Annotated in this window: 10 protein-coding genes; 1 reads left to right on the forward strand and 9 read right to left on the reverse strand. The window is 67.1% G+C overall.

All coding sequences use genetic code 11. The features are described 5' to 3' along the window. Positions 1-6 precede the first annotated feature (6 nt). The 9 genes from WKW80_RS16140 to WKW80_RS16180 form a co-directional block, all read right to left on the reverse strand. Positions 7-2,106, reverse strand: coding sequence for a site-2 protease family protein (locus tag WKW80_RS16140; RefSeq protein ID WP_340364578.1), 2,100 nt, complete (start codon positions 2,104-2,106; stop codon positions 7-9). Next, positions 2,106-3,449 (reverse strand): efflux RND transporter periplasmic adaptor subunit, encoded by a 1,344-nt coding sequence (locus tag WKW80_RS16145; protein ID WP_340364579.1) that lies wholly within the window; start codon positions 3,447-3,449, stop codon positions 2,106-2,108. Before WKW80_RS16145 ends, WKW80_RS16140 begins: the two co-directional genes overlap by 1 nt. After that, positions 3,446-4,192 (reverse strand): efflux RND transporter periplasmic adaptor subunit, encoded by a 747-nt coding sequence (locus tag WKW80_RS16150; protein ID WP_340364580.1) that lies wholly within the window; start codon positions 4,190-4,192, stop codon positions 3,446-3,448. Before WKW80_RS16150 ends, WKW80_RS16145 begins: the two co-directional genes overlap by 4 nt. Positions 4,193-4,199: 7 nt before the next feature. Continuing rightward, positions 4,200-5,738, reverse strand: a complete 1,539-nt coding sequence (locus WKW80_RS16155; RefSeq protein ID WP_340364581.1) for a TolC family protein — start codon at positions 5,736-5,738, stop codon at positions 4,200-4,202. 24 nt (positions 5,739-5,762) lie between these two features. Next, entirely contained in the window at positions 5,763-6,329 is a 567-nt protein-coding gene (locus tag WKW80_RS16160) for a hypothetical protein (RefSeq protein WP_340364582.1), read from the reverse strand. A 46-nt stretch (positions 6,330-6,375) separates the two neighbouring features. Next, positions 6,376-7,251 (reverse strand): DUF2092 domain-containing protein, encoded by an 876-nt coding sequence (locus WKW80_RS16165; protein ID WP_340364583.1) that lies wholly within the window; start codon positions 7,249-7,251, stop codon positions 6,376-6,378. A gap of 11 nt (positions 7,252-7,262) precedes the next feature. Beyond that, a complete protein-coding gene (locus tag WKW80_RS16170) occupies positions 7,263-7,403 on the reverse strand; it encodes a hypothetical protein (protein WP_340364584.1) in 141 nt (46 codons plus the stop codon). Positions 7,404-7,443: 40 nt separating this feature from the next. Further along, positions 7,444-19,488 (reverse strand): VCBS domain-containing protein, encoded by a 12,045-nt coding sequence (locus WKW80_RS16175; RefSeq protein WP_340364585.1) that lies wholly within the window; start codon positions 19,486-19,488, stop codon positions 7,444-7,446. 380 nt (positions 19,489-19,868) lie between these two features. Further along, positions 19,869-20,741, reverse strand: a complete 873-nt coding sequence (locus WKW80_RS16180; protein WP_340364586.1) for an ATP adenylyltransferase family protein — start codon at positions 20,739-20,741, stop codon at positions 19,869-19,871. Between the two features lie 129 nt (positions 20,742-20,870). Here WKW80_RS16180 and WKW80_RS16185 point away from each other — a divergent pair, with 129 nt between their 5' ends. Further along, on the forward strand, positions 20,871-21,437 hold the full coding sequence (locus tag WKW80_RS16185) for a GNAT family N-acetyltransferase (RefSeq protein ID WP_340364587.1): 567 nt from the start codon (positions 20,871-20,873) through the stop codon (positions 21,435-21,437). Positions 21,438-21,759: the final 322 nt, after the last annotated feature.

A 21,759-nucleotide genomic window follows, 5' to 3' on the forward strand; every position in this document is an offset into this window, starting at 1 on the left:
GTCCTTTCAAAAACCACTTTCGCGACGCGCCACGGCCAGCAACTGCGTTGCACCTTCGCCCAGGAGGCTGCGGCGCGCGCCGTCGATCTGCAGATGGCCACGCACCTCCTGCATGGCCGGCGGCGGCGCATCGAGTTGAACCAGCACATGGAAGAGCGCCGGCGTCGGCACCAGCGCCTCGCCCTGCTTGGACGTGGCCAACGGTCCGCCATGGCGCGCCGCCAGCATGCGATGTTCGAGCTGCGCCACGCGCGTGCTGCCAATGGCGACGACGCGGCCTTCGATGGGCGTGAAGTGCCCTTCCGGATAGAAGCGCGCGCCGGCGCCGGCTTCGATCCGGTGCACTTCATCGGGCTTGACATAGGCATCGACCTGCCAGCTGCGCGGGTCGACCAGCATGCCCAGCGCTTCCCTGGTGCCGGTCCATTGCCCGGCCTGCCAGTCCGGGTCGACGTCGCGCCACTGTCCGTCGAAGGGTGCTTGCAGGTTCAGGCGCGCGATCTCGGAGCGGGCGGCGCGCTGCTCCTGGATCTGCACATCGAGGCGCTGGCGCGTGGCCGCCTCTTCGGTCAGGCCGGCAGGCTCGGCCAGCAGGCCGGTCAGGCGTGCGTCGTAGCTGCGCACGCCCGCTTCGCTTCGCGCCATGCGTTCGGTGATGTCGGGTTGTTCCAGCACGATCAGCGCTTCGCCGGCACGGACCGTCCCCATGCCACGAATGTCGCGGATCAGCGCAGGGAACGGCGCGAACACGCGAAGCTGATGCTCGGCCCGGGCCACGCCGTATGCATGGATCTGCGTTTGCCACGGCATCGCCAGCAGCGCCAGCAGCGCGGCCAGGAAGGCCAGCACGAAGAATTTGCGTCGCATGGGAATGCCCGCCCTTCGGGTCCACCAGTGCCCCAGTTCGCGCCAGATAGGACGCAGGATGAACCATGAGGCCTCGACCGCGAACAGGAAGATCCCGAGCAGCTTGAAGAACAGCAGGTACACCGCCACGGCGATGCCCGCGAACAGCACGAGCCGGTACACCCACGTGACCATGGCGAATGCAATCAGCGCATGCCGCTGCGCCGCGCCGAAGGACTCGGGCCATTCGTCCGGCAAGCCCAGCAGCCCGCGCCGCAACGCCACGCGCGCGAGCCGTTGCGAGCGCTCGTGCAGGTTCGGGAAGTCCAGCAGGTCCGACAGGATGAAGTAGCCATCGAAGCGCATGAACGGACTTGCGTTCAGCGCGAGCGACAGCACCCAGGCGGTGGTTGCCAGGTAGAAGAAGCCGTCGCGCAATGCGCCCGGCTCGCACACGGCCCAGCCGAGCGTGGAGAGCCCCGCGAGCGCCAATTCCGTCAGGATGCCGGCGCTTGCAATGGCCAGCCGCTGGCGCGAACTGCGCAGCTTCCAGGCCTCGCCGGTGTCCGTGTAGAGCATCGGCCACAACACGACGAAGGCAATGCCCATGTGCGCCACCTTCAGGCCCAGCCGCGTGGCCACCAGCGCATGCCCCATCTCGTGCAGGGCCTTGCCGAAGGCCACTGCAATGGCAAAGCCGACGATGCCTTCGGCCGAAAAGGATTCGACGACCGCGCCGCGAAACGCATCCCACTGGTGCGCCACGAGCGCCACGCCGAGGGCGCCGAGCGCCAGCACCAGCAACCCCGTCAACGGATGGAACAGCCAGCCGAGGTACCTCACCAGATGGCCCAGCATCCGCTGCGGCCGCACCAGCGGAATGCGAAAGAAGAGGTAGTGATGCAGCCAGCCCCTCCAGGTCCTCCATGGGTTGCCCTCGCTCTGCATGCGCAGGCGGTCGACCGCTTCCGGGCCGGGCCGCAACAGCTGGTTCTGGTCGAGGAAGCACCGGAAGTCGAGCACCTGTCCGGCGTCGGGCTTGAGCGCGGTCTGCTGCGAAATCAACTCGCTGATGGCGCGCGGCGTCTGGCCCCAGCGCAGCAGGCATTCGAACTCGAGCCAACCGATGCGGTAGAAGCGGTTGATGACCGTGTCCTGGATCACCCAGCTCGGCTCGCCGCTGCGATCGGCAGCGGCCTCGCTCAGGCGCAGATCCTCGCGCAACGGCGGCAGCGGCAGGTCTTCCAGCGCAACTTGCATCACCAGCCCAGCCAGGCGCGCGCCGCCGCGATCGGCCGGCGCAGCAGGTAGTAACCGAGCACGACGCGATCGCCGTATAGCTTGGCCGTGCCGTGCAGGCCGAGGCGTCGGTGCTCGCCCTGCCCCTCGATGCTCGCCAGCAGCCGATAGGCCACGACGCCTTCCTCGGTGCTGCGGGCCTGGTAGCTGGTCTCGAGGATCCTGCCCTCCAGCGGCTCCAGCGGATAGGCCGTGAGGTACAGCGTGACCGGCGCGCCCACCTCCAGTGCAATGGCATCGGCTACCGGCAACTGCACCAGCATCACAGGCTGGGCCGGATCGGCCACCTGGAGGATGCGCTCGCCGGTCACCACCGGCTTGCCGATCCAGTCGTTCGGATCGCTGAACACCGCCACGCCAGCGCGCGGCGACAACACATGCGTGCGCGCGAGTTGCGCCGTCACCGCCGCCCATTCAGAGCGGCGCTGTTGCGCCTTGCCGTTGAGCAACGTCAACTCGCTCTTGCTTTGCGGGTTGTCGAAGGCGCGCTGGCTGGCCGCGAGCAGTTCGGCGTCGGCCACGGCGACTTCCTTGCCCAGCACCTCGGCGCGGCTGCGCAACGTGGTCTCGTCGAGGGTGAACAGCGGTGTGCCCGCTTCGACCGCCTGGTTCGGCCGCACATGCACCTGCGCGATGACACCGTCGATCGGCGAGCTGATGATCTTGGCTTCGCGCGAGACGATTTCCGCCGGCGCCAGGGCGGTCTGGCGCACCGGCAGCAATGCCAGCACGGCAAGCAGTGCCGCCGCCAGCAAGCCGTGCCCGCGGCTCGGACGCCAGCCGGCGAAGCGGCGATGCCTGGTCAACGCCGACCAGCAGTAGGCCCAGGTCTGCCAGATGCCTTGCAGCAGCGGCTGCAGCGGTTCCAGCGGCGGCGCATCCATGAGGAACACCACCAGCCCCAGGCGCTTGCCGTCCTTGCCATGCAGCGGAATGCACCAGAGGCCGACGGGCCACCATTCGGTCCAGCCATCGGCAACCTCGGTCGGCGGCTTCAGCGCATCACGCGAAAGCCACTGCGGCTCGTTGCCCTGCAGCTGTTTCGCCAGCCAGCGCGCGGTGCGGCGCAACCACACCAGGTAAGGCGAGTCTTCCTGCGGCTTGGCCAGACCCGACACGCACAGCACCTCGAAGGATTCGCCGCGTTGCGCCAGCACCAGCGCCTGCCGGAACTGCAGCAGCGGATACAGGTCGTTGGCCATCGAGAAGGCCAGCGTGTTCAACGTATCGGCGGCCAGTGCCTTGTCGCGCAATGCACTCAGGTTGAGCAGCAGTTGCGGCGGGAGCTGGATGCGGTCGTTCACTGCGCAGCGCCCGGAAAGCTCGCGATGCCGCTCATGCCTGCAATGAGGTCGGGAAACTTTGCGTCGAGCTTGCCTTCGAGTTCGACCGTCTGCGCGACAGCGTCGACACGGGCATTGACGGCGCTGATGCGGGCCGGATAGGTCTTGCCGGTCTCGGCGATGAGGACCTTGAACGGCTGGCCCGGCTGCAGCTGCTTGAACAGCGTCGAAGGCACGTTCAACCGCAGCTTCAGCGCGCTGTCGCTCACGATGTCGAACAGCGGCGCACCGGCACTCACGGTCTGGTAGGACTTGGCATACACCTTGGCGATGCGCGCGGCGAACGGCGCGCGCACCGCGCAATAGCCGGCCTGCGTGACGGCGAGCGAGCGCGCACCGGCCGCCTTTTCGGCTTCGGTGTTGGCCATGGAGACTTCGAGGTCACCCACGGCATCGAGTTCGCGCAGGCGCTTCTTTGCGTCGAGGTTCTGCCGGGCCTGGGCCAGTTCCGCCTCGGCCACCTTGGCGCGGGCCTGCTGCTCTGCGCATTGCAACTGCACCAGCAGCGCACCCTTGGGCACCTGCTTGCCGAGCGACCCGTTGATTTCACCGAGCGTGCCGTTCATCTGGGCCGACAGCGTGGTCTCCAGTTCCGGCACCAGCAGCACGCGGATGGCGGACGGGTCGACGACGGCGGGCTTCGAGGCGGGCGCCTGGGCGATCGCGGGCGTGGCAACGACGACGCCGAGGACGAGCGCTGCCAACAACTTCTCAGGGCCTGACAAGGCTTGCACCGGCACCTCCACCTGTTGCAATGCGCAGCAGCGCGGACTGCTCCATCTCAGTGGTCACGCGCTGGATCTCGCCCGACAGCGTCTTGATGTCGAAGCTGTCGATGGCGGGCGGAAACACGTCGAGGCCGACCGAGTTGTACAGGCGCCCCCAGGCGGCCTGCGCGTTCGCGAACGCGGCCTCGCGCTGGTAGCTCGACAACAGGAAGCGGCCTTCGGCACGGATCACTTCGAGCTCCGAGCCGAGGGAGGTTTTCCTTGCGGCACGCGAATAGTCGAGCAGGTTGGCATCGACGCGCAGGCTCTCGTTGGCGAACTGGACTTCCTGCAGCGAAAGCTGGTAGCGCAGCGCGCCTACGCGTACCTGCGTCAGCACGGCCATCGACAGCGCGATGCGCCGCGCGTCGTCGGTCTCGCGCTGCGACTGTTGCGATGCATTGAGCGAAGGAATCGCCAGCAGCTTCAGCAGGTTGATCGACACGTCGACGCCGGTCGCGTTCCAGTAGTTGTTGTAGAGGTACTTGTTGGAGTCGTACTGGCTGCTCAGAATGAGGCTGAGGTTCGGCCAGAGCTGTGCCTTGGCTATCTCGATGTCACGCTCGTTGGCCCGCTTGCGATACCACTCCTCCATGATCTCGGGGCGCTTGACGAGCGAGAGCTGCTCCAGTTGCCCGATGTCCGTGCCGAGCGCGGGCAACTCCGGGTTGGGCGTGTCGACCAGTTGCATCGGCGCATTGGCCGGCAGCGACATCAGCGCACGCAACTCCGCCTGCGAGAACTCGAGGTCCTGCCTGCGGATCGTCAGCAGCGAGACCGAATCCAGCAGCGCGCGCTGGTAGGCCAGGATCTCCTGGCGCGGCAGCAGGCCCTTGTCCTGCGCCTCGCGCGCCTGGCGGATCGCGTTGTTGGTGCGTGCCAGCAGGCCGTCGACCTGCGGCAACAGCCGCTGCGCACCGAGGGCCCGCCAGTACGAATTGCGCACGTCCTGCAGCACGTTCTGCGCGACCTTGCGGCGGCGCTCCTCGGCCATCAGGATCTGGTCGGCCTTCTGCGCGGTGCGGTAGTAGGCAATGCTGAAGTCCAGCGTGCTCCAGCTCAGGCCCAGGCTGCCGAGGTAGCGATAGCGCTCCTCCGACGTCGATGCACGCACGCTCACCTGGCGGTCTTCGATGCCGATGGACGTGCCACCCGAATCGTTGTTGCGCCCGAGATGGCCGGCCGAGGCCACCAGCCGCGGCAGCATCTCGTAACTGGACACATCGCGCAGGTTGGACGCCAGCGCGCTCTCCATCAGCTTGAGGCGGTAGTCGAGGTTGTACTTGAGGGCGCGCGCAGCCGCCTCGTGGAAGGTGATCGGACCCGTCACCGGCTCCTGATCCTTGTACATGCTGACCTGGTCGGCCTGCGCGCGATCGATCGCCTGGTCTTCGGTATAGGGCTGCTGCCGGACGGCGCCGCAGGCCGCCAGCAAGACTGCGATCAGCAGCGTGCCCGGCGTCCTGAGTCTGCGGCAGACCATCGTGACCCCACACCGGCAGTTTCGTTATTGCGGGGGATTGACCACCACGTAGTTGACTTGAGAGCCCACGTACTGCGGCTGGTAATACGACCCGCCGCAATTCTGGTAGGTGATCCCGTTCATCATCACCGCCGAACACGACGGCGGCAGCGTGTTCACCACCGAACCCACCACCGCGGCCGTGACGGCGACGGTTGCCGTCACGGCCGCCGCGGTCGCGACCGGATGGTAGTTGTCGTAGTGGCCGCCGCGGCCGCCCACCACGTTGACGTTGTTGTTCACGTTGACGTTGCGGTTGACGTTGGTATTGGTATTGACGTTGGTATTGCGGTTCACGTTGGCATTGCGGTTCACGTTCGCATTGGCGTTGGCGTTCACATTGCGGTTGACGCCGCCGCCCCCGCCGCCCCCGCCGCCGCCGTGATTGACCGACGTGCGCGCACCGCCACCACCACCACCAACACCACCACCCGCACGTGCATCCGCGTTGCCCGCGAAGCCGAGGCCGGCGCATGCGACGGCCACCGAAAGGGCGCTGCTCGCGGTGAACGAAACAAACCTGCCTGCCGAATTTTTTTGCTGCTGAATCATGGCGCGTCCTTGCATTGAATGTTGATCGGATTCATCGAGTCGGGGCCTACTTGCCCGGGTTCTCGACCGTTCCATCGGTTCTCTGGATCGCAATGCGATGGCTGCCCGCAGGCGCCTTGAAATCGAAAACGCTGGGTGCGAAGGTGGCCGACGTGTTCCAGCGCAAGACCACGGTGTGCTGCGGCCTTGCCGGATCCGAAGTGGTGACGATCACCAGCTTGCGCGGCAGCGGCGTGCTCCCGCGCTCGATCCAGATCTGCCAATCGACATCCGCCTGACGGACCGCAAACTGATCGGTCAGGTGGCCATCGACAGCGGCCACGCCGAGGTAGCTGGCCGACTTGATCGCCGCCGGATCCATCTTGCCGCTGTCCCACGAGAACAGGTCGGCGGCCGGCACGTCGATGTCGTATTTTTCGGTCAGCACTCCCACCACTTCCTTCAGGGTCGCGGGCGCCGGCACGGTCGCGTAGTACTTGGTGCGCGGGCTGTAGATGCTGGCCGTCTTGCCGTTGTAGTACAGCACGTTGCGGTCGCCGCGGTCGTTGTTCAGCTCGACCTGCAGGCCATCGGGCCGGCGCACCTTCAGCCTGGCCGTGCGGCCCAGCTGCGCCAGCTGGCCGTTGTCGAGCGCATCGTCCGTCAGCGAGTAGGTGTCGACCTGGAAGGACGTGAGGGTACGCAAGTAGGCCGACATGCGGTCGAGCGCCTTGAGCACCTCGGGATCGACCGCATCCGCGGCAGGTGCGGCTGCAGGTGCGGCCGCAGGTGCCGCCGCAGCACCGCCCGAACTTGCCTTGGCGGGAGGAGGCGCGGGCGTCGTCGACGCGGGCGCGGAGGGCTGCTGTGCGCACGAAGCCAGCACAAGGCAGGCCGCGGCTCCGAGGACCGACAACTTCAAAGACTCAAATGTACGAAACATGAAACTTCCCTTCAGATGATCATTTCGACGACTGACAGCTGACCATACGATTCACGGCCCCCAGGCGCAATTGCCCCCTGGGGCAGTTTCAGGCCGGCCGCGAACCACTCTACCTTGGCAAGTTCAGGTCGGCGTATCAAGGCGGCCGTCATGCTTTCAGCTCCTTGCGAGGTGGTGATGGGCGCGGCGAGGCTATCGGAACCAGGACGGATTGAACCGCTTGGAAGCCAGCCTGAGCTGTTCGGTGAAGGCCGCCGCGGCAGGGCCTTGCGTACTGCTTGCATTGCCGTTGTCCTGGGCCTCCTTGGTGTCGTTGGTGTCGTTGGTGTCGTTGGCGCCGATGCGCTGGGCCGGCCCGATGATGAGATGGTCATCGGTGTCCGAGAACAACGAGGGATCGCCAAGCAGGCCATCCGCCGTCAGGCTGACCCGGCCATGGCGCCCGATCAGGCGGGCGAGATCGATCTGGCTGGCGAGGACGCTCTCTCGCACGGCCGCATGGACGAACTGGCCACGGACACCACCCACGCGATCACCGCGGCCATCACCGCGGCCATCACCCCCCTCTCCCAGCAAGTCGCGCAAAGTGTCGCTCTGGATGCCCAAGTCGAACACCATCCCGGCCTCGGTGCCGTCGGTGGAAAGGCGCGACAGGCGGTTCAAGAGCGAATCGGCCTCGACCACGGGCGCGATGAAGATCGCCGGCTCCACGTTCATCGTCAGGATCGGATCCCGCACGCGCAGATAACCGCCGGGGTGGGGCGAGGCGCCCGCCTCTATGAAGGGTGCGGCGATATCGAGATCGATGACGAGTTCGGCCTGGTCGGTGCCGCCCGCGCGGTCCGCCACGGTGTAGGTGAAGACGTCCTGCAGCACCTTGCCGGCACCGGCCTGGGCCAGCACGTCAGGGTTGCCCAGGTCGATGCTGTAGGTGTAGCTGCCGTCGGCATGGATGACCAGCGCGCCGTAGCGTCCCGCGATCGGCTGGCCCACGACGCCCGCCGCACCCGTGCCCGTCTCGGCGCCGGAGCGAATGCCCGCGACGTGCAACGCGTCGCCCGCGTCCACGTCGGCGTCGTTCGCAAGCACGTTGCCGGCGGCCTGCGGTGACGGCGTCTGGTCGGTGGCCGCGTTGCTGTCGTTGAGCGCCACCGGGTTGTCGTCGGCGCCCTGCACGACGATGGCAAGACGCGCCTGCGATTGCGCGCCCGCGGCGTCGCGCATGGTATAGGTGAAGACTTCGGTGAGCGTCTCGAGGCCGGTGCGCAGCGCCTGGACCGTCGGGTTGTCGTTGTCGACCGCGTAGCTGTAGCTGCCGTCCGCATCGAGCACGAGGCTGCCGTAGAGGCCGGCCAGCGACTGGCCTGCAACGGCAGACGCGCCCACGCTGTTCATGAACCCATCGACCTGCTTCGTCTCGCCGTTGGCGACGCTGTCGACGTCGGTGTCGTTGGCGAGGACGTTGCCGGCCGGGTTGATGCCGGACGTTGCGTTGTTCACGCCGCCGGCTTCCACCGCGATGGTGTTGTCGTCGGTGGCTTTCGGCGTGTCGTTGCGGCCGTCGACGGTGATCGACAGCCGAGCCGTATTGATGTCGCCCAGCGGGTCGGACACGGTGTAGGTGAAGACGTCGACCAGCGTCTGCCCGCTCACGCGCAGCGCCTGCACCTCGGCCATGGCGTTGTCCACCGTGTAGGTCCATTTGCCATCGGCGTTGATGACCAGATCGCCCCACTGGCCGCGCAACGTCTGCCCGACCGTTCCGGCGCCGCTGGCGGCACTGGTCCCGGCGCTGATGCCGGTGATCATCATCGGGTCGCCGTCGATGTCGAGGTCGTTGCCCAGCACGTTGCCGCCGGGAATCACGCCGGGGACGTTGTTGTCCAGGCCGCCCGCCTCCACCGCGGCGCCGGTGTCAGGCCGCGACAACGGCGCGTTGTTGCGGCCGCGCACGACGATCTGCAGCTGAGCCAGGTCCGTCAGGCCGCCGTTGTCGACGAGCTCGTAGGTGAAGAATTCATTGAGCACCTGGTCGGGCCCGAGCGCGAGCACCTGCAGGTTCAACAGGTCGACCTTGTAGACGTAGGAACCGTCCTCGTTGATGGTGAGCCGGCCGTAGAGCCCGTCGATCACCCGAGGTGTTCCGGGAACCACCGGCTGCATCACGGCACCCGTGCCTTCGGCCCCGACGCCGACCGCACTGACCGCGGACGAATCCGGGGAGTCCACATCGGTATCGTTGGCGAGCACGTTGCCCACGGCGTCGACGCCCAGGCCGGGATTGCGGACGGTGCCGGTCCTGGCGGAGTCGAGGTCGTTGACACCCACCGGCGCGTCCCAGGCACCCACGATGTCCACGGTGATCTGCGCCACGTCGAAGAGACCCAAATCATCGCGGGTCTGGTAGGTGAAGGTTTCGGACAGGATGTCGCCGGCGCGCAGGCGTTCGACCGCCGCGGCCGTGTTGTTGACCACGTAGAGGAAGGTGCCGCGCGGGTCGACGGTGATCCCTCCGAATTGACCGTCGACCACTACGGGGGCGGCGGTGACGATGGTGAAGGCGAGACGTTCCTCCTTGGTGCCAGGGTGAATGCCGGTCAGGAATCGCTGATCGCCGGCGTCGACATCGTTGTCGTTGATCAGCACGTTGCCGCTCGGATTGACACCCGGGGTGCCATTGAAGGCGCCGCCCGCTTCCTGCGCCGTCACAAGATTGACCCTGGCGACCGGCGCGTCGTCGCGGCCATGGATGGTGACCGTCAGGGTCGCCGTGGCGGTGGCTCCCAGCGCGTCCCGCAAGGTGTACGTGAAGACCTCGGTCAGCGTGTCGGTGTCCACGCGCAGTGCCTGCACATCGGCGTTGTCGTTGTCCACCGTGTAGGTGTAGGTGCCATCGGCGTCCAGCAGCAGCGATCCGTAGGCGGCGGTGAAGGCCGTGCCGAGCGTGCCGGTGCCCAGCGCATGCGTGAAGCCGGCAATGCCCAGCGCCTCGCCGTGCTGGTCCACGTCGCTGTCGTTGGCGATGACATTGCCCGCCGGATCGACTCCGGGGATGTCGTTGGCCACGCCGCCCGCCTCCACCGCGTCGGCCACGTCATTGGCCGCCACCGGTGCGTCGTCGGCCCCCTGGATGGTGATGGTCAGTTGCGCCAGGTCGGTGGCACCGCCCACGGCCGCATCGGCCATCGTGTAGGTGAAGACGTCGGTGAGCGTGTCGCCGGACTGGCGCACCGCCTGCACCTCGGCCTTGCCGTTATCCACCGTGTACGCATAGCTGCCGTCGGCATTGATCGCCAGCGAGCCGTACAGCCCCGCCAGCGCCGTGCCCACGTTGCCGGCCGTGCCGCTGCCCGCCTCCGTGCCCGTGCGGATGCCGGCGACGACGAAATCGGCGACCACGTCATCCACGTCGGTGTCGTTGGGCAGCACGTTGCCGGTCGGGGCGACGCCCGGCAGGCCGTTGGCCACCCCGCCCGCCTCGACCGCCAGGGCCGTGTCGTCCACCGCCGTCGGGTTGTCGTCGCGCCCGTGGATGGTGACCGTCAGCGTCGCCGTGGAGGTGGCGCCCAGCGCATCGCGCATCGTGTAGGTGAAGACTTCGGCCAGGGTGTCGCTGTCTTGGCGCAGGGCCTGCACCGCCGCGTTGTTGTTGTCCACCGAGTAGGCGTAGGTACCGTCGGCGTTGAGCAGGAGGCTGCCGTAGGCGCCCGTGAACGCCGTGCCGAGCGTGCCGTTCACCGCACCCTGCGCGAAGCCGGCGACGGACAGGGTCTCGCCGTTGGTGTCCACGTCGGCATCGTTCGCGAGCACGTTGCCCGTGGGGTTCACGCCGGGGATGGCATTGGCCACACCGCCAGCCTCGATGGCGGTCGCCGCATCATCGACTGCGCCGGGCGTGTCGTTGGCACCCTGGATCGTGATGGCCAGCGTGGCGCGGTCTGTCGCGCCTGCGGCATCGACCACCTCGTAGCTGAAGTTGTCGGTGAGCGTGTTGCCGTTGGTGCGCAGCGCCTGCACTTCGGCCTGGTTGTTGTCGAGGCGATAGCTGTAGCTGCCGTTGGCATTGAGCGTCAACCAGCCATAGGTGCCGCGCAGTTCGGCGCCCAACAAGCCAGCGGCGCCGGTGCCGGCCTCGGTGCCGGCGCGCACGGTCGACACGGCGCGCGTCTCGCCGTTGTTGATCGGTCCGGCCGCGCCGCCGTCGACATCGGTGTCGTTGGTCAGCACGTTGCCGGTCGGGTCGATGCCCGGCAGGGCGTTGTTCGGGCCGCCGGCTTCCACCGCGGTGGCCGCGTCGTCCGCAGCCACGGGGTTGTCGTCCGCGCCATGGATGGTGACGGTCAGCGTGGCCGTCGTCGTGGCGCCGAGCGCATCGCGCAGCGTATAGGTGAAGGCTTCGGTGAGCGTGTCGGTGGGCTGCCGCAGTGCCTGCACAGCCGCGTTGGCGTTGTCCACCGTGTAGGTGTAGCTTCCGTCGGCATCGAGCAGCAGGCTGCCGTAGGTTGCGGTGAGCGGCGTGCCGAGCGTACCGGCCGTCGCGCCGAACGTGTAGCCAGCGATGCTCAGGACCTCGCCATTCGCATCGACGTCGCTGTCGTTGGCAGTGATGACGTTTCCGCTCGGGTTGGTGCCCGCCAGGCCATTGGCGATGCCGCCCGCCTCCACCGCATCGGCCGTGTCGTCGACGGCCACCGGCGTGTCGTTCGCACCGTGGATGGTGACGGCCAGCGTGGCCCGGTCGGTGCCGCCCGCGATGTCGCCGACCGTGTAGCTGAAATTGTCGGTGAGCGTATCGGTGCCTTGCCGCAGCGCCTGCACCTCGGCCTGGTTGTTGTCGACGCGGTAGCTGTAGGTGCCATCGGCCGAGAGCGTGAGCCAGCCGTAGGTGCCGCGCAGTTCGGTGCCGAACAGGCCGTTGACGCCCGTGCCGGTCTCGTTGCCGGTGCGGAACTCCGTGACCGTCTTCGTGTCCGCTGTATCTACGTCGGTGTCGTTGGAGAGCACGTTGCCGGTCGGGTCGGTGCCGGCCGTTGCGTTGGCCACGCCGCCGGCCTCGACCGCGTTGGCCGCGTCGTCGACGGCCACCGGCGCATCGTTGCGGCCCTGGATGACGATGCGCAGGTTGGCCAGGTCGCTCAGGCCACCTGCATCGGTAACCTGGTAGCTGAAGATTTCGTTCAGCGTCTGCCCCACCTGCAATCCTTGCACCAGTGCGTTGGTGTCGTCAGGCGTATAGGTGTAGTCGCCGTTCGCGGAGAGGGTGAGCGTGCCGTACAGGCCGGCAATCGATGGCGGCGCGCCCGGCGGGACGGACAGGGCATCTCCGCGCACGTCTTCCGGCACGGCACGAACGGCTGTGACGACCTTGGTCTCGCCGTTGGCCACGCTGTCGACGTCGGTGTCGTTGCCCAGGACGTTGCCGGCCGCAACCGACCCCGCGATGGCGTTGTTGACGCCGCCCGCCTCGATGGCGGTGCCGGCGTCGTCGCCCGCAACGGGCGCGTCGTTGGCGCCGCGGATGGTCACGGTCAACGTGGGCGTGACCGCCGCTGTATCCGCGGCGCCGGCCTTGTCGGCCATCGTGTATTCGAACGACTCGGTCAGCGTCTGCCCGCTCACTCGCAAGGCCTGCACCAGCGGGTTGTTGTTGTCGGCCGTGTAGCGATAGCCGCCATCGAGGTCGAACGTCAGGGTGCCGTAGAGGCCCACGATGTCGACCGGGGCGCCCGGCGGCGGCGTGGCCACGGCGCCCGTTGCCACGCTGCGCACCTGCACGAGGTGCAGCGTGTCGGCGTTGGTCTGGATGTCGACGTCGAGATCGTTGTCCAGCATGTTGCCGATCGGATTCACGCCGGGCGCGCCGTTGGCGACGCCGCCGGCCTCGGTCGCGAGGGCGGTGTCGGGGACGCTCTGCGGCGGGTCGTTCACCGGGGCCAGGATGATCTGCAGCGTGTCGCGGTCCTGCAGCTGGTCCTGGACCGGCTCGCCCGGGATGCCGTCGCCGTCGGCGTCGCCGAAGTTGCCGCGGTCTTTGGCAAGGACGGTGAGCGTGTCGGTGCCGTTGAAGTTGAGCGCGCCCAGGTAGGTCAGGCGCGACAGTGCCACGTTGAGATCGGCGAGCGTGCCGCTCAGCGTCATCGTCGCGGTGCCGGCTCCCGTGGGCGTGACGCCGGTGGTGGCCTGCGAAAGATCGAGCACGCCCTTCGTCACCGTCAGCGTCACATCGAGGATGCCGGCGCCCGCGTCGACATCCGCAATGCCGATCGGGGCAAGGTTCAGCAGCACGTCTTCCAGCCCGTTCTGCGTGCCGGGCAGCGTATTCACCGGCGCATCGTTCTGCTGCACATAGCCGACGTTGGCCGTGCCTGTGGCGCCCTCGCCCACGTTCGAAACGACCTGGCCGGGCGGCGTGGAGGCATCCGTGTCGATGCGCGCGCGCAGTTGGCCCAAGGGCTGCGCAAGCGTCACCGGCGTGGGCGCGTCGATGCGGTATTGGCCTGCAGCCAGCGCGCTGAAGTTGAAGACGCCGTTGGCGTCGGTCACTGTCTGGAAGGTCTGGTTGTCTGCCGTGGTGGCCAGGTTGCCGTCCGCGCCCGCCCAGGTGAGCGTGACGGTCTGGCCGGCCAGCCGCGTGCCGTCCGGCGTGGTGCTGGTCGTGGGCGAGGCCGAGTCATCCCACAGCGCGCCGGTGATGAGGCCGAGGCCGGCGCCCTCGGCCCTCAGGTAGGTGTTGGGAGAGGTGCCCGTGCCGATGCGTTCTCCTTCGCCGGTGCCGTCGGTGCCCACGGTCGAGCCGCCCCAGTTCGTGAAGGTCTCGGGCAGGCTGCTCCAGGTCAGCGTGGCGTCGGAGTTGGCATAGGCCGCGTTGGTGCTCACGTCGACGCCGTACAGCACCACCACCGCGACGCCCGGATCGAGCCGGGCGAAGGTCAGCGTCACGCCGCCGCCTGTCGCGGTGAAGGTCACCCCGGCCGGCAAGGTGGCGGGCGTGTAGAGCACGCCACCGATGGAAACGCTGGTGGGCGTGTAGGCCGTCGCACCGGCGAAGCTGTCGACCAGCGTCACGTCAAAAGCGGGCGCCGTTCCGTCCTGCGTGAAGCGCACCGACACATCGGCATGGCTGGTCGTGGCCGTCGCATTGGGCGTGAAGCTGTCGACCTGCTTGACCACGCCATTGAAATCCGGCTCGACGATGTCCTCGAACAGCACGGCAGCCTGGGTGCTGATCGGCACGCCGGCAGCGGCATTCGAGGGCGTCGCGGAAAGTCGCGTGCCGGCCACGTTGGCCGACACGTTGAGCACGCGGCCGTTGAATTCGATCGTGGCGAACTCGAAGTTCGGGTCGTTGTCGTTGTTCTGCAGGTTTCCGAGGTGGAAGGTGAGCACCGTGTTGCCGTTGCCGTCCGCGCTCACGGTGATGTGACCGGGGTTGAAGACGCTGGTGGGCGCCGCACCGGACAGGTCCGTTGCGATGGGCTGGCGCAAGCCGCTGGTCTCGTCGCCCACCACCTGCAGCGTGCCGCCGGTGGCAAGGTCCCCGAACGAACTGCCGATGCCGCCATTCGACACGAAGGCGATGCGCACGGTGCCGTCGTCGATGTATTCCAGGCCGTTCTGCAATGTGACCGTCACGGTGAGGTCGTTGGTCGAGCCCTCGGGGATTGCGCTCACCACCCGGTAGCGGATCACTTCGCCAACCGCCACTTGCTCGTCCGGCGCCAGCGTTCCGCCCGCGGGCGGCAATGTGTCGGGCAGGCCGCCGATGCGCGACAACTGGACACCGTGCAGCACGCGGACGTCGGTCGACGCCGACGCCTGGTAGTCGTTGAGCACGCCGCTGGCGAGCAGGCCGTCGACGCCGTTGCGTTCGCCCGCGTTGGCGCCATCGAGGCTGGTCCAGCTCACGGTGGCCGTGTTCACGATCGAGGGCGTATTCGCCGCCTGGGATGTGACCGTGCCCCGAACGACCAGCGTGACGCTGCCACCCTTGGGCAGGTCGATGTTCGCGCCGGACACCGTGTGCAGGGTGCCGTCGGGGTCGATCACGAAGTCGCTCGGATTCCCGGTCGCACCGTTGGCAAGCGTCACGCTGAGAATGGTGAGGTTGCTCAATTGTGCCGTCGGCAGGACGTCCCTGAACGCGACGTCGAACGCCGCGAAGTCCGTGGCGGCGTTGCCGTTGCTGATCGTGATGGTGTAGTCGACCGTGTCGCCGGAGTCCACGCCCAACGGTGGGACCGCGCTGTTCGTCTGCGTGATGGTGAGCGTGGGTTCGCGCAGCGTCACCACGGGCTGCGCGCCGGTGCGCGGGACGACGCGGTCGATGGGCGCGGCGCCGTTGGGCGTGTCGGCGTCCGGGTCCGTGTAGGTGAGCCGCGCATCCTGCGCCATCGCACGGCCGGCCTGGTTGTCGATGCTGTTGCTGGCGACCAGGCGCACGCGGATGACGAAGCTGTTGTTGCCGGCAACGTTGTCGGCTGCCGTCGCGTTGGCCGTGAAGGACAGGCGCGCGTCGACGCCGTCTGCGCCCAGCGTGCCGCCAACGCCCGAAAGCGCGCCGACCGTCGCGGTGCCGTTGTAGTCGGCGCCGCCGTTCGCGGCGATGGCGGTCGTGATGAGCTGATAGCCGATGCCATTGAAGGTCGGGTCCAGGCTCATGCCGGCGGGAACGAGATCGTCCACGCGCAGGTTCTGCGCGGTGCCTTCGGGCAGGGTCACGACGATGTCGTACAGCATCGATTCGCCCACCACGACGTCGGCGCCGGTGGTGCTCGCGGAACTGGAATCCGTGTCGTCCACCGTGCCACCGGCAAACACCACGCTGATGGTCGGCACGGCCACCTGCTCGCTCGCGGTGTCGGTGGGGTCGGATGGCGTGAAGTCCGTCCCTCCATCGACGCCCGCGTAGTCGAGCAGCGTCGCGGTGCTCGACAGCGTGCTGCCGGCCGGCAGCGCGGCGGCGGCCAGCACGTCGTAGGTGATCACGATCAGGTTGGCGCCGCTGGTATCGGCCGCGGTGCCGGCACGCCCTGCGGGTAGCGATGCGAATCCGCCCGGGTCCAGGAAAGTGACGACGTTGCCGGTGACGCTGTAGTCGGTGCCGAGCACCATCAACGTCCCGTCGCCACGGTACACCTTGATGGTATTGGCCAGGCTGCCGCCCACGAAGCTCAGGCCCGTCGGCAGCGTGACCGACGTCGCCACGTCGAATGCCACGCCGCCGCCGGTGTTCTCGATGGCGGTGGCCATGCGCAGCGTGTCGCCCGCGTCGAAGCCGTCGATGTTGCCGTCCACCGCCTTCGTATCGGTCACGCTGCCGGTGAACGGCACGCCCGCGCTGCCGGGCGCCGCCCAGGCGCCGATGGTGCCGCTGATGCTGCCGCCGGTGGAGGACACGACACCGTGCGTCATGCCGAGCACTGGTTCCGCGACCGATGAGATGACGGCGGCATCCAGCGATGTCAGGTGGTCCTCGTCCACGGTCGTGAGCTGGTCCGACTGCGCCTGCACCGTGACCGAGCGTTGGTCCCCGAACGGCTCGTTGCCCACCACCAGCGTGAACCGCACTTCGATGCGCGAGCCAGCCACGCCCGGGTTCGTGTTGTCCCCGTAGTCGAAGATCACCGAGTTGCCCGGTCCGTTGGTCACGCTTGCGAGCGTGTCGGTGGTCGTGTTGCCGGGACCGATCTGCCACTGCCCAGGGCCCGTTCCTTCGGACCAGTTCACGCTGGACAGGTCGAACAGGGGCAGCGGCAGGAAGCTGGTCAGGATGAAGTGCTCGTAGTCTCCGGTGACCAGGTCATAGCTCATCTGGAAGGTCACGACGTCGCCCGGATGCAACTCGACTGCGGCCGGCGCCGGCGCGCCATTGACGGCCAGTACCTGGATGTCGACGTTGCTCGGAGGGATCTCCGTCGTCGTTCGGTCGCCGTCGGTGACCACGCCGCCCGTGAGGTTGACCGGGTTGTGCAGCAAGGTCGCGGTGATCGCGGCGTCGTTGCCGACGGTGTCGCCTTCATTGATCGGGACGTGCGGGTGCGGCGTGGTGAAATCCTGATCGACAGTTGCCCTGTAGGTCACGAGGATGGTGGTGGCGCCGTCCCTCACCGGGTCGAATGCCAGGTCGCCGGGCAGCGCGCCGATGGTCTCGCCCGCATTGCGCAAAGATTGCCCGATGTCCAGCGACAGCGCTGTCACACCGTCGGGGAGAGGCACGCTGCCGCTGACCAGCGGAATGCTCTTGGTGACGCCTGCGACCGTGTAGCTCAGCACGCCGCTTCCGACGATCGCGGTCTGCCCGTCGGACAGCTGGTCGGTGGCGTCGAATTGCCCCTGCGTCAGGAGGTTCTCGCCGAAGGCGAAGTAGTCCGACATCGCGATCCGCAAGGTGTAGGTGAGCGTGTCGCCGGGGCTGACCTGCGGGCTGCCGACGTTGGTCGTGACAGCAACGCTCTTGTAGAGCGCGATCGCCTGGGCGGTGAAACTCGCCGAGCCGCCGGTCCCGGCGACATCGATCGTTCCGCTCGACACGTCGCGCGGATCCAGCGGCGTCCATTGGGCGCTGGCCGACGGCGGCGCCACCGTGATGGTGACCGGCGCACCGGTGGTCGGGTCGAGCACCGGTGTGCCGCTCGCATCCGTCTCGGGCACGTAGAACTGCAGCGTCGTGTCGACCGAGCCGGTCAGCGCGGCGTAGGTGACCGTATAGCTCCCGACATAGGCGCCACCCACGAGCGCGGCGTTGATCTCCGCGGGGGCCGTCAGCACTTCACCCGTGGCCAGCGTGACCGAGTTCAGCACGCCGCCGGCGCCGGGCGTGATGCCCGTCACCAGGATGTCGGCGGGCACGTCCTGGCTGATGACCACGTTGCTTACGGTCTGGCCCGGTGCGGCACTTGCCGTCACCACCACGGTGTGCGGATAGTTCGGCCCGGTCACCGTGGTGTTGTCTTCCATCGGGACCGACTGCGTCAGGCTCATCACCGTGGGATGGATATTGAAGTCGTGGGTGCCGGCTTCGACCAGCGTGGGGTCGATGGTCGGGTCATCGGCCGAATCGTTGCCGAACTGGAAGCCGCCGCGCGCCTTGACCAGCAAGTCCGGCGCCGGGTCCGATGCGTTGGTGTCGGCCAGGTTGCTAAGCTGCGCGGTGACCACGATGTCGATGCTCGGCTGCCCCTGGATCACACTCGCATTGGGCAGCTGCAGTACGACCAGCTGGTCGCCCGCCCGCATGCCGAAGTCGGCCGCATGAATCACCAGCGCGGCCCCGGTCGCGTCCTTTGCCAGCGGATGTTCTGCGTTGCCGCCGGCATCGAAGGTCACCGTATAGGTCTTGATCGCCTGACCCAGGTAGGTCGCCGACACGAAGGTTGCGCCGTCGTCGCCGTCCTTGCCGGTCGCGGGGAGGAACACGTCGATGTAGGGCGCGAATCCGACTTGCGACTCGGTGTTGGTGAAACTCGCGGTGAAACTGAACTGCCCGCCCAGCAGGACGTCCGAGCCGCCCGACGACAGCGCCACGGTCGGGCTCGCATTCGCGAGCAGGCCCTTGAATTCGGCAAGGCCCATCGCGCTGATCGCGATGGGCTTGTCGATCAGGCCTGCGCTTGTCTCCAGCGTCCAGTTGCCGCCTGCCGCCGCACTGCCGGTCTCATCGCTGGAAGCTGCAACGTCCGCGCCGGTCCAGCGTGCAAGTTCGCTCACCAGCGCGCGGCCTGTCGCGCCAGCGCCCACGTCGCAGCCATACAACTGGATGTCCGCACCCGCCGTCAGCGACGCGTGCCATGACTGAAGCTGCGAAGCCAGTTGATCGACGTTGTCGCTCGTGATGGCGCGATTGCCCAGCTCGAACTGCCCAGCCATGCCGTGGGACAGGATCTGAATCGAATCGACCTGGCCAAGCCTCGCCAGCGCAGCGGAGATCGCGGCAAGACCATCCTCGTTGCCGTTCACGACCAGCACCGCCGTGCCGGCCACGGCCTGCGCCGCCAGGAAGTCACGCTGATCGAGACGCCCGTCGATGACCAGCAAGTTTTGCGCTGGTGCGGGAGCGGATGCTGCGGGACGTTGCGCCGCGGGCTGCGGCGATGTCGCGGGATGCTCGACAGTCCTGTCGACAGGTTGGGGCGTATCGGCATGGTGCTGCTCCACCGCGGCGGCGGCTGCGCCATCGAACATGATCCTGGGCTCAAGAGCCATTGCATGGCTTTGCGGCCTGAAATGTCTCATGTTCATGCGCGAGTTCCCTTGGTGATATGGCTTGCCTCGCCGGTACAACTCGATGCCCGATGCCCCTCGCACCTAGCTGGGTGCACCAGGTTCACCGCCCTGGCGATGAGCCCGCGCAGGGATGAACTTGATTCTATGGTTCACGGGCGGTCGTGGAAAGGCAAGGCAGGGGTACTGTTGACCGCGGGACAGTGTGCTCCCGGAGCCTGGTCAAGCGAGCGTTGACCCTTTCGACTGGGTTGAATTGTCGAGCTTGTTCTGTCTGGGGACGCGCGCCGCGGCAGGTGGCCTGCCACGGCGCTGGAAACGGTGTAGGGCATCCAACGTTGAAATGCACCCTGGCCTATTTCACCGGCGCACTGCAGGTGCCTGCGCGGGCCCATCGGTCATGCGTCACGAGGCACCTCCAGCGGCATCGCAACCCCGCGCAGCACCTGCATCGGCCCTATTGCACGGACGCGGTCCAGTTCCTCTTGCGAACGCAAGAACAATGAACCAGCGAAGCCGAGCCCGTTCACGGCGATCGATTCGAAGCATGCGCGCGAGCGCGGCACGACGAGCATCCAGCCTCGACGAACCAGCAGGTTGTAGGGTGCCGACTGAACTTCGCCTTCTTCGGTGGCGACAGCAGCAATGCCGCACCGATGAAGCAACTCGCGATAGAGGGCATGCAACTCGGGCGCCGTCGCCTGCGGCGCCAAACGTGCGAACGCATGCCTGAACGGCAGCCGCGAGCCGCTGTCGAGCAATCGCTCCATCGGTACGTCGTCCGGGCTTTCGCATGCGAGCGGGAGCGGCACCAGTTGCAGGTGCTTGTGCCGTTGGCTGGCCCCGGCCTCGACACCCCCGTTGTAGAAGGCGAGCCCGTCGACCTCGCCCAGGCAAGTGACGAGCGCCGCGAAATCCTCGACCGCAAGGAGGCGCTCCTGGCGTTCGAAGCCGCGGGTCACGAGCAGCACGTGGCCGGCGAGCAGTTGGAACTTGTTCAGCAGAACGTAGTGCGCAGGCGCGAGCTCGCAAACGAAAAGAGAACGGTCGTAGTCGCCGAGTGGATCTCTGGGCGCCGCGACATGGCGCGCCTTTTCCTTGTCCTTGTCCTTGTCCTTGTCCTTGTCCTTGCGCACGAGGCTCGACACCGTGCGCAAGACGAACCGGACGCCATCGCTGTCGACGACGATGGATCGAGTCTCGATCGGCTGCAGCGCACCGTCTGCCAGGGCGCGCCGCGTTGCATCTTGGACGAGGGACAGCGAATACACGCTGTCATTCTCGACCCGTTCCGGGCCCATGGGAACGACTACGCGGGGGCCCGGCGCATCAGTACCAGCGCACGCGCACTGACAAACGCTCGGCAACAATCGGTCCAGACCGCAGCAAGGGCAATGACGATGCCAATCGAAATCATCACTGAGCGTTTGCTTCTTCGCATGTGGAAGAGCTCGGATCGGGACCCGTATGCAGCCCTGAACGCAGACCCGGTCGTCATGCGCTTCTTCCCCGGACTGCAGTCTCGCGAGGGGAGTGATCGCGACATTGACAGGTGGGGCGCCGAAATCAATGAACGTGGCTGGAGCAACTGGGCCGCGGAAACCCGAGCGACCGGTCAATTCATCGGCTTCATCGGCCTGTCGATTCCCAGGCGCTCGCTGTCGTTCATGCCATGCGTGGAATTAGGCTATCGGCTTGCCCAAGAGCACTGGGGCAAGGGATATGCCACCGAGGGAGCGAAGGCGGCCGTGCGCGTTGGCTTCGAACAGCTGGGCTTCGAAGAGATCGTTTCGTTTACACCGGTAATCAACATTCCCTCGCGCAGGGTGATGGAGCGCGTTGGAATGACGAACGCCAATGAGGACTTCAACTACCCCAATCCCGCGCTAACGGAAGGCAGCGAACTGAAGAGGCACTGCTTGTATCGAATTTCGCGTGAGAGGTGGCTGCGGATAAAGGCCGCTTGATCGCAGGCCTCCCATTTCCGGTGTGATGGACAACGTGCGGGGGCAATGCCGACGACCACTCTGGCAAGGAACAAAGGACTCCTTCGGGGCCTCACAGCGTGAGTTCGCCAAGCGGCCGCAAAGGATCATCCAGACGGTTGGCGGCGACGTGTCGTTCAGCTTGACATGCGACCATCCCAGCCGGATCAGGCCCACGCCAATCGGCACGGTGGCGCCGGGCACGTAGCCGTCTGCCTTGAAGTCGCCCGTGCCGATGAGCGGCGGGAACTTGTAGTCGTTCTTGTTCCTGGTGCGCGAAATTTCACCGAACAGCTTGACGACG

It is taken from the genome of Variovorax humicola, assembly GCF_037889915.1.
Taxonomy (GTDB): Bacteria; Pseudomonadota; Gammaproteobacteria; order Burkholderiales; family Burkholderiaceae_C; genus Variovorax; species Variovorax humicola.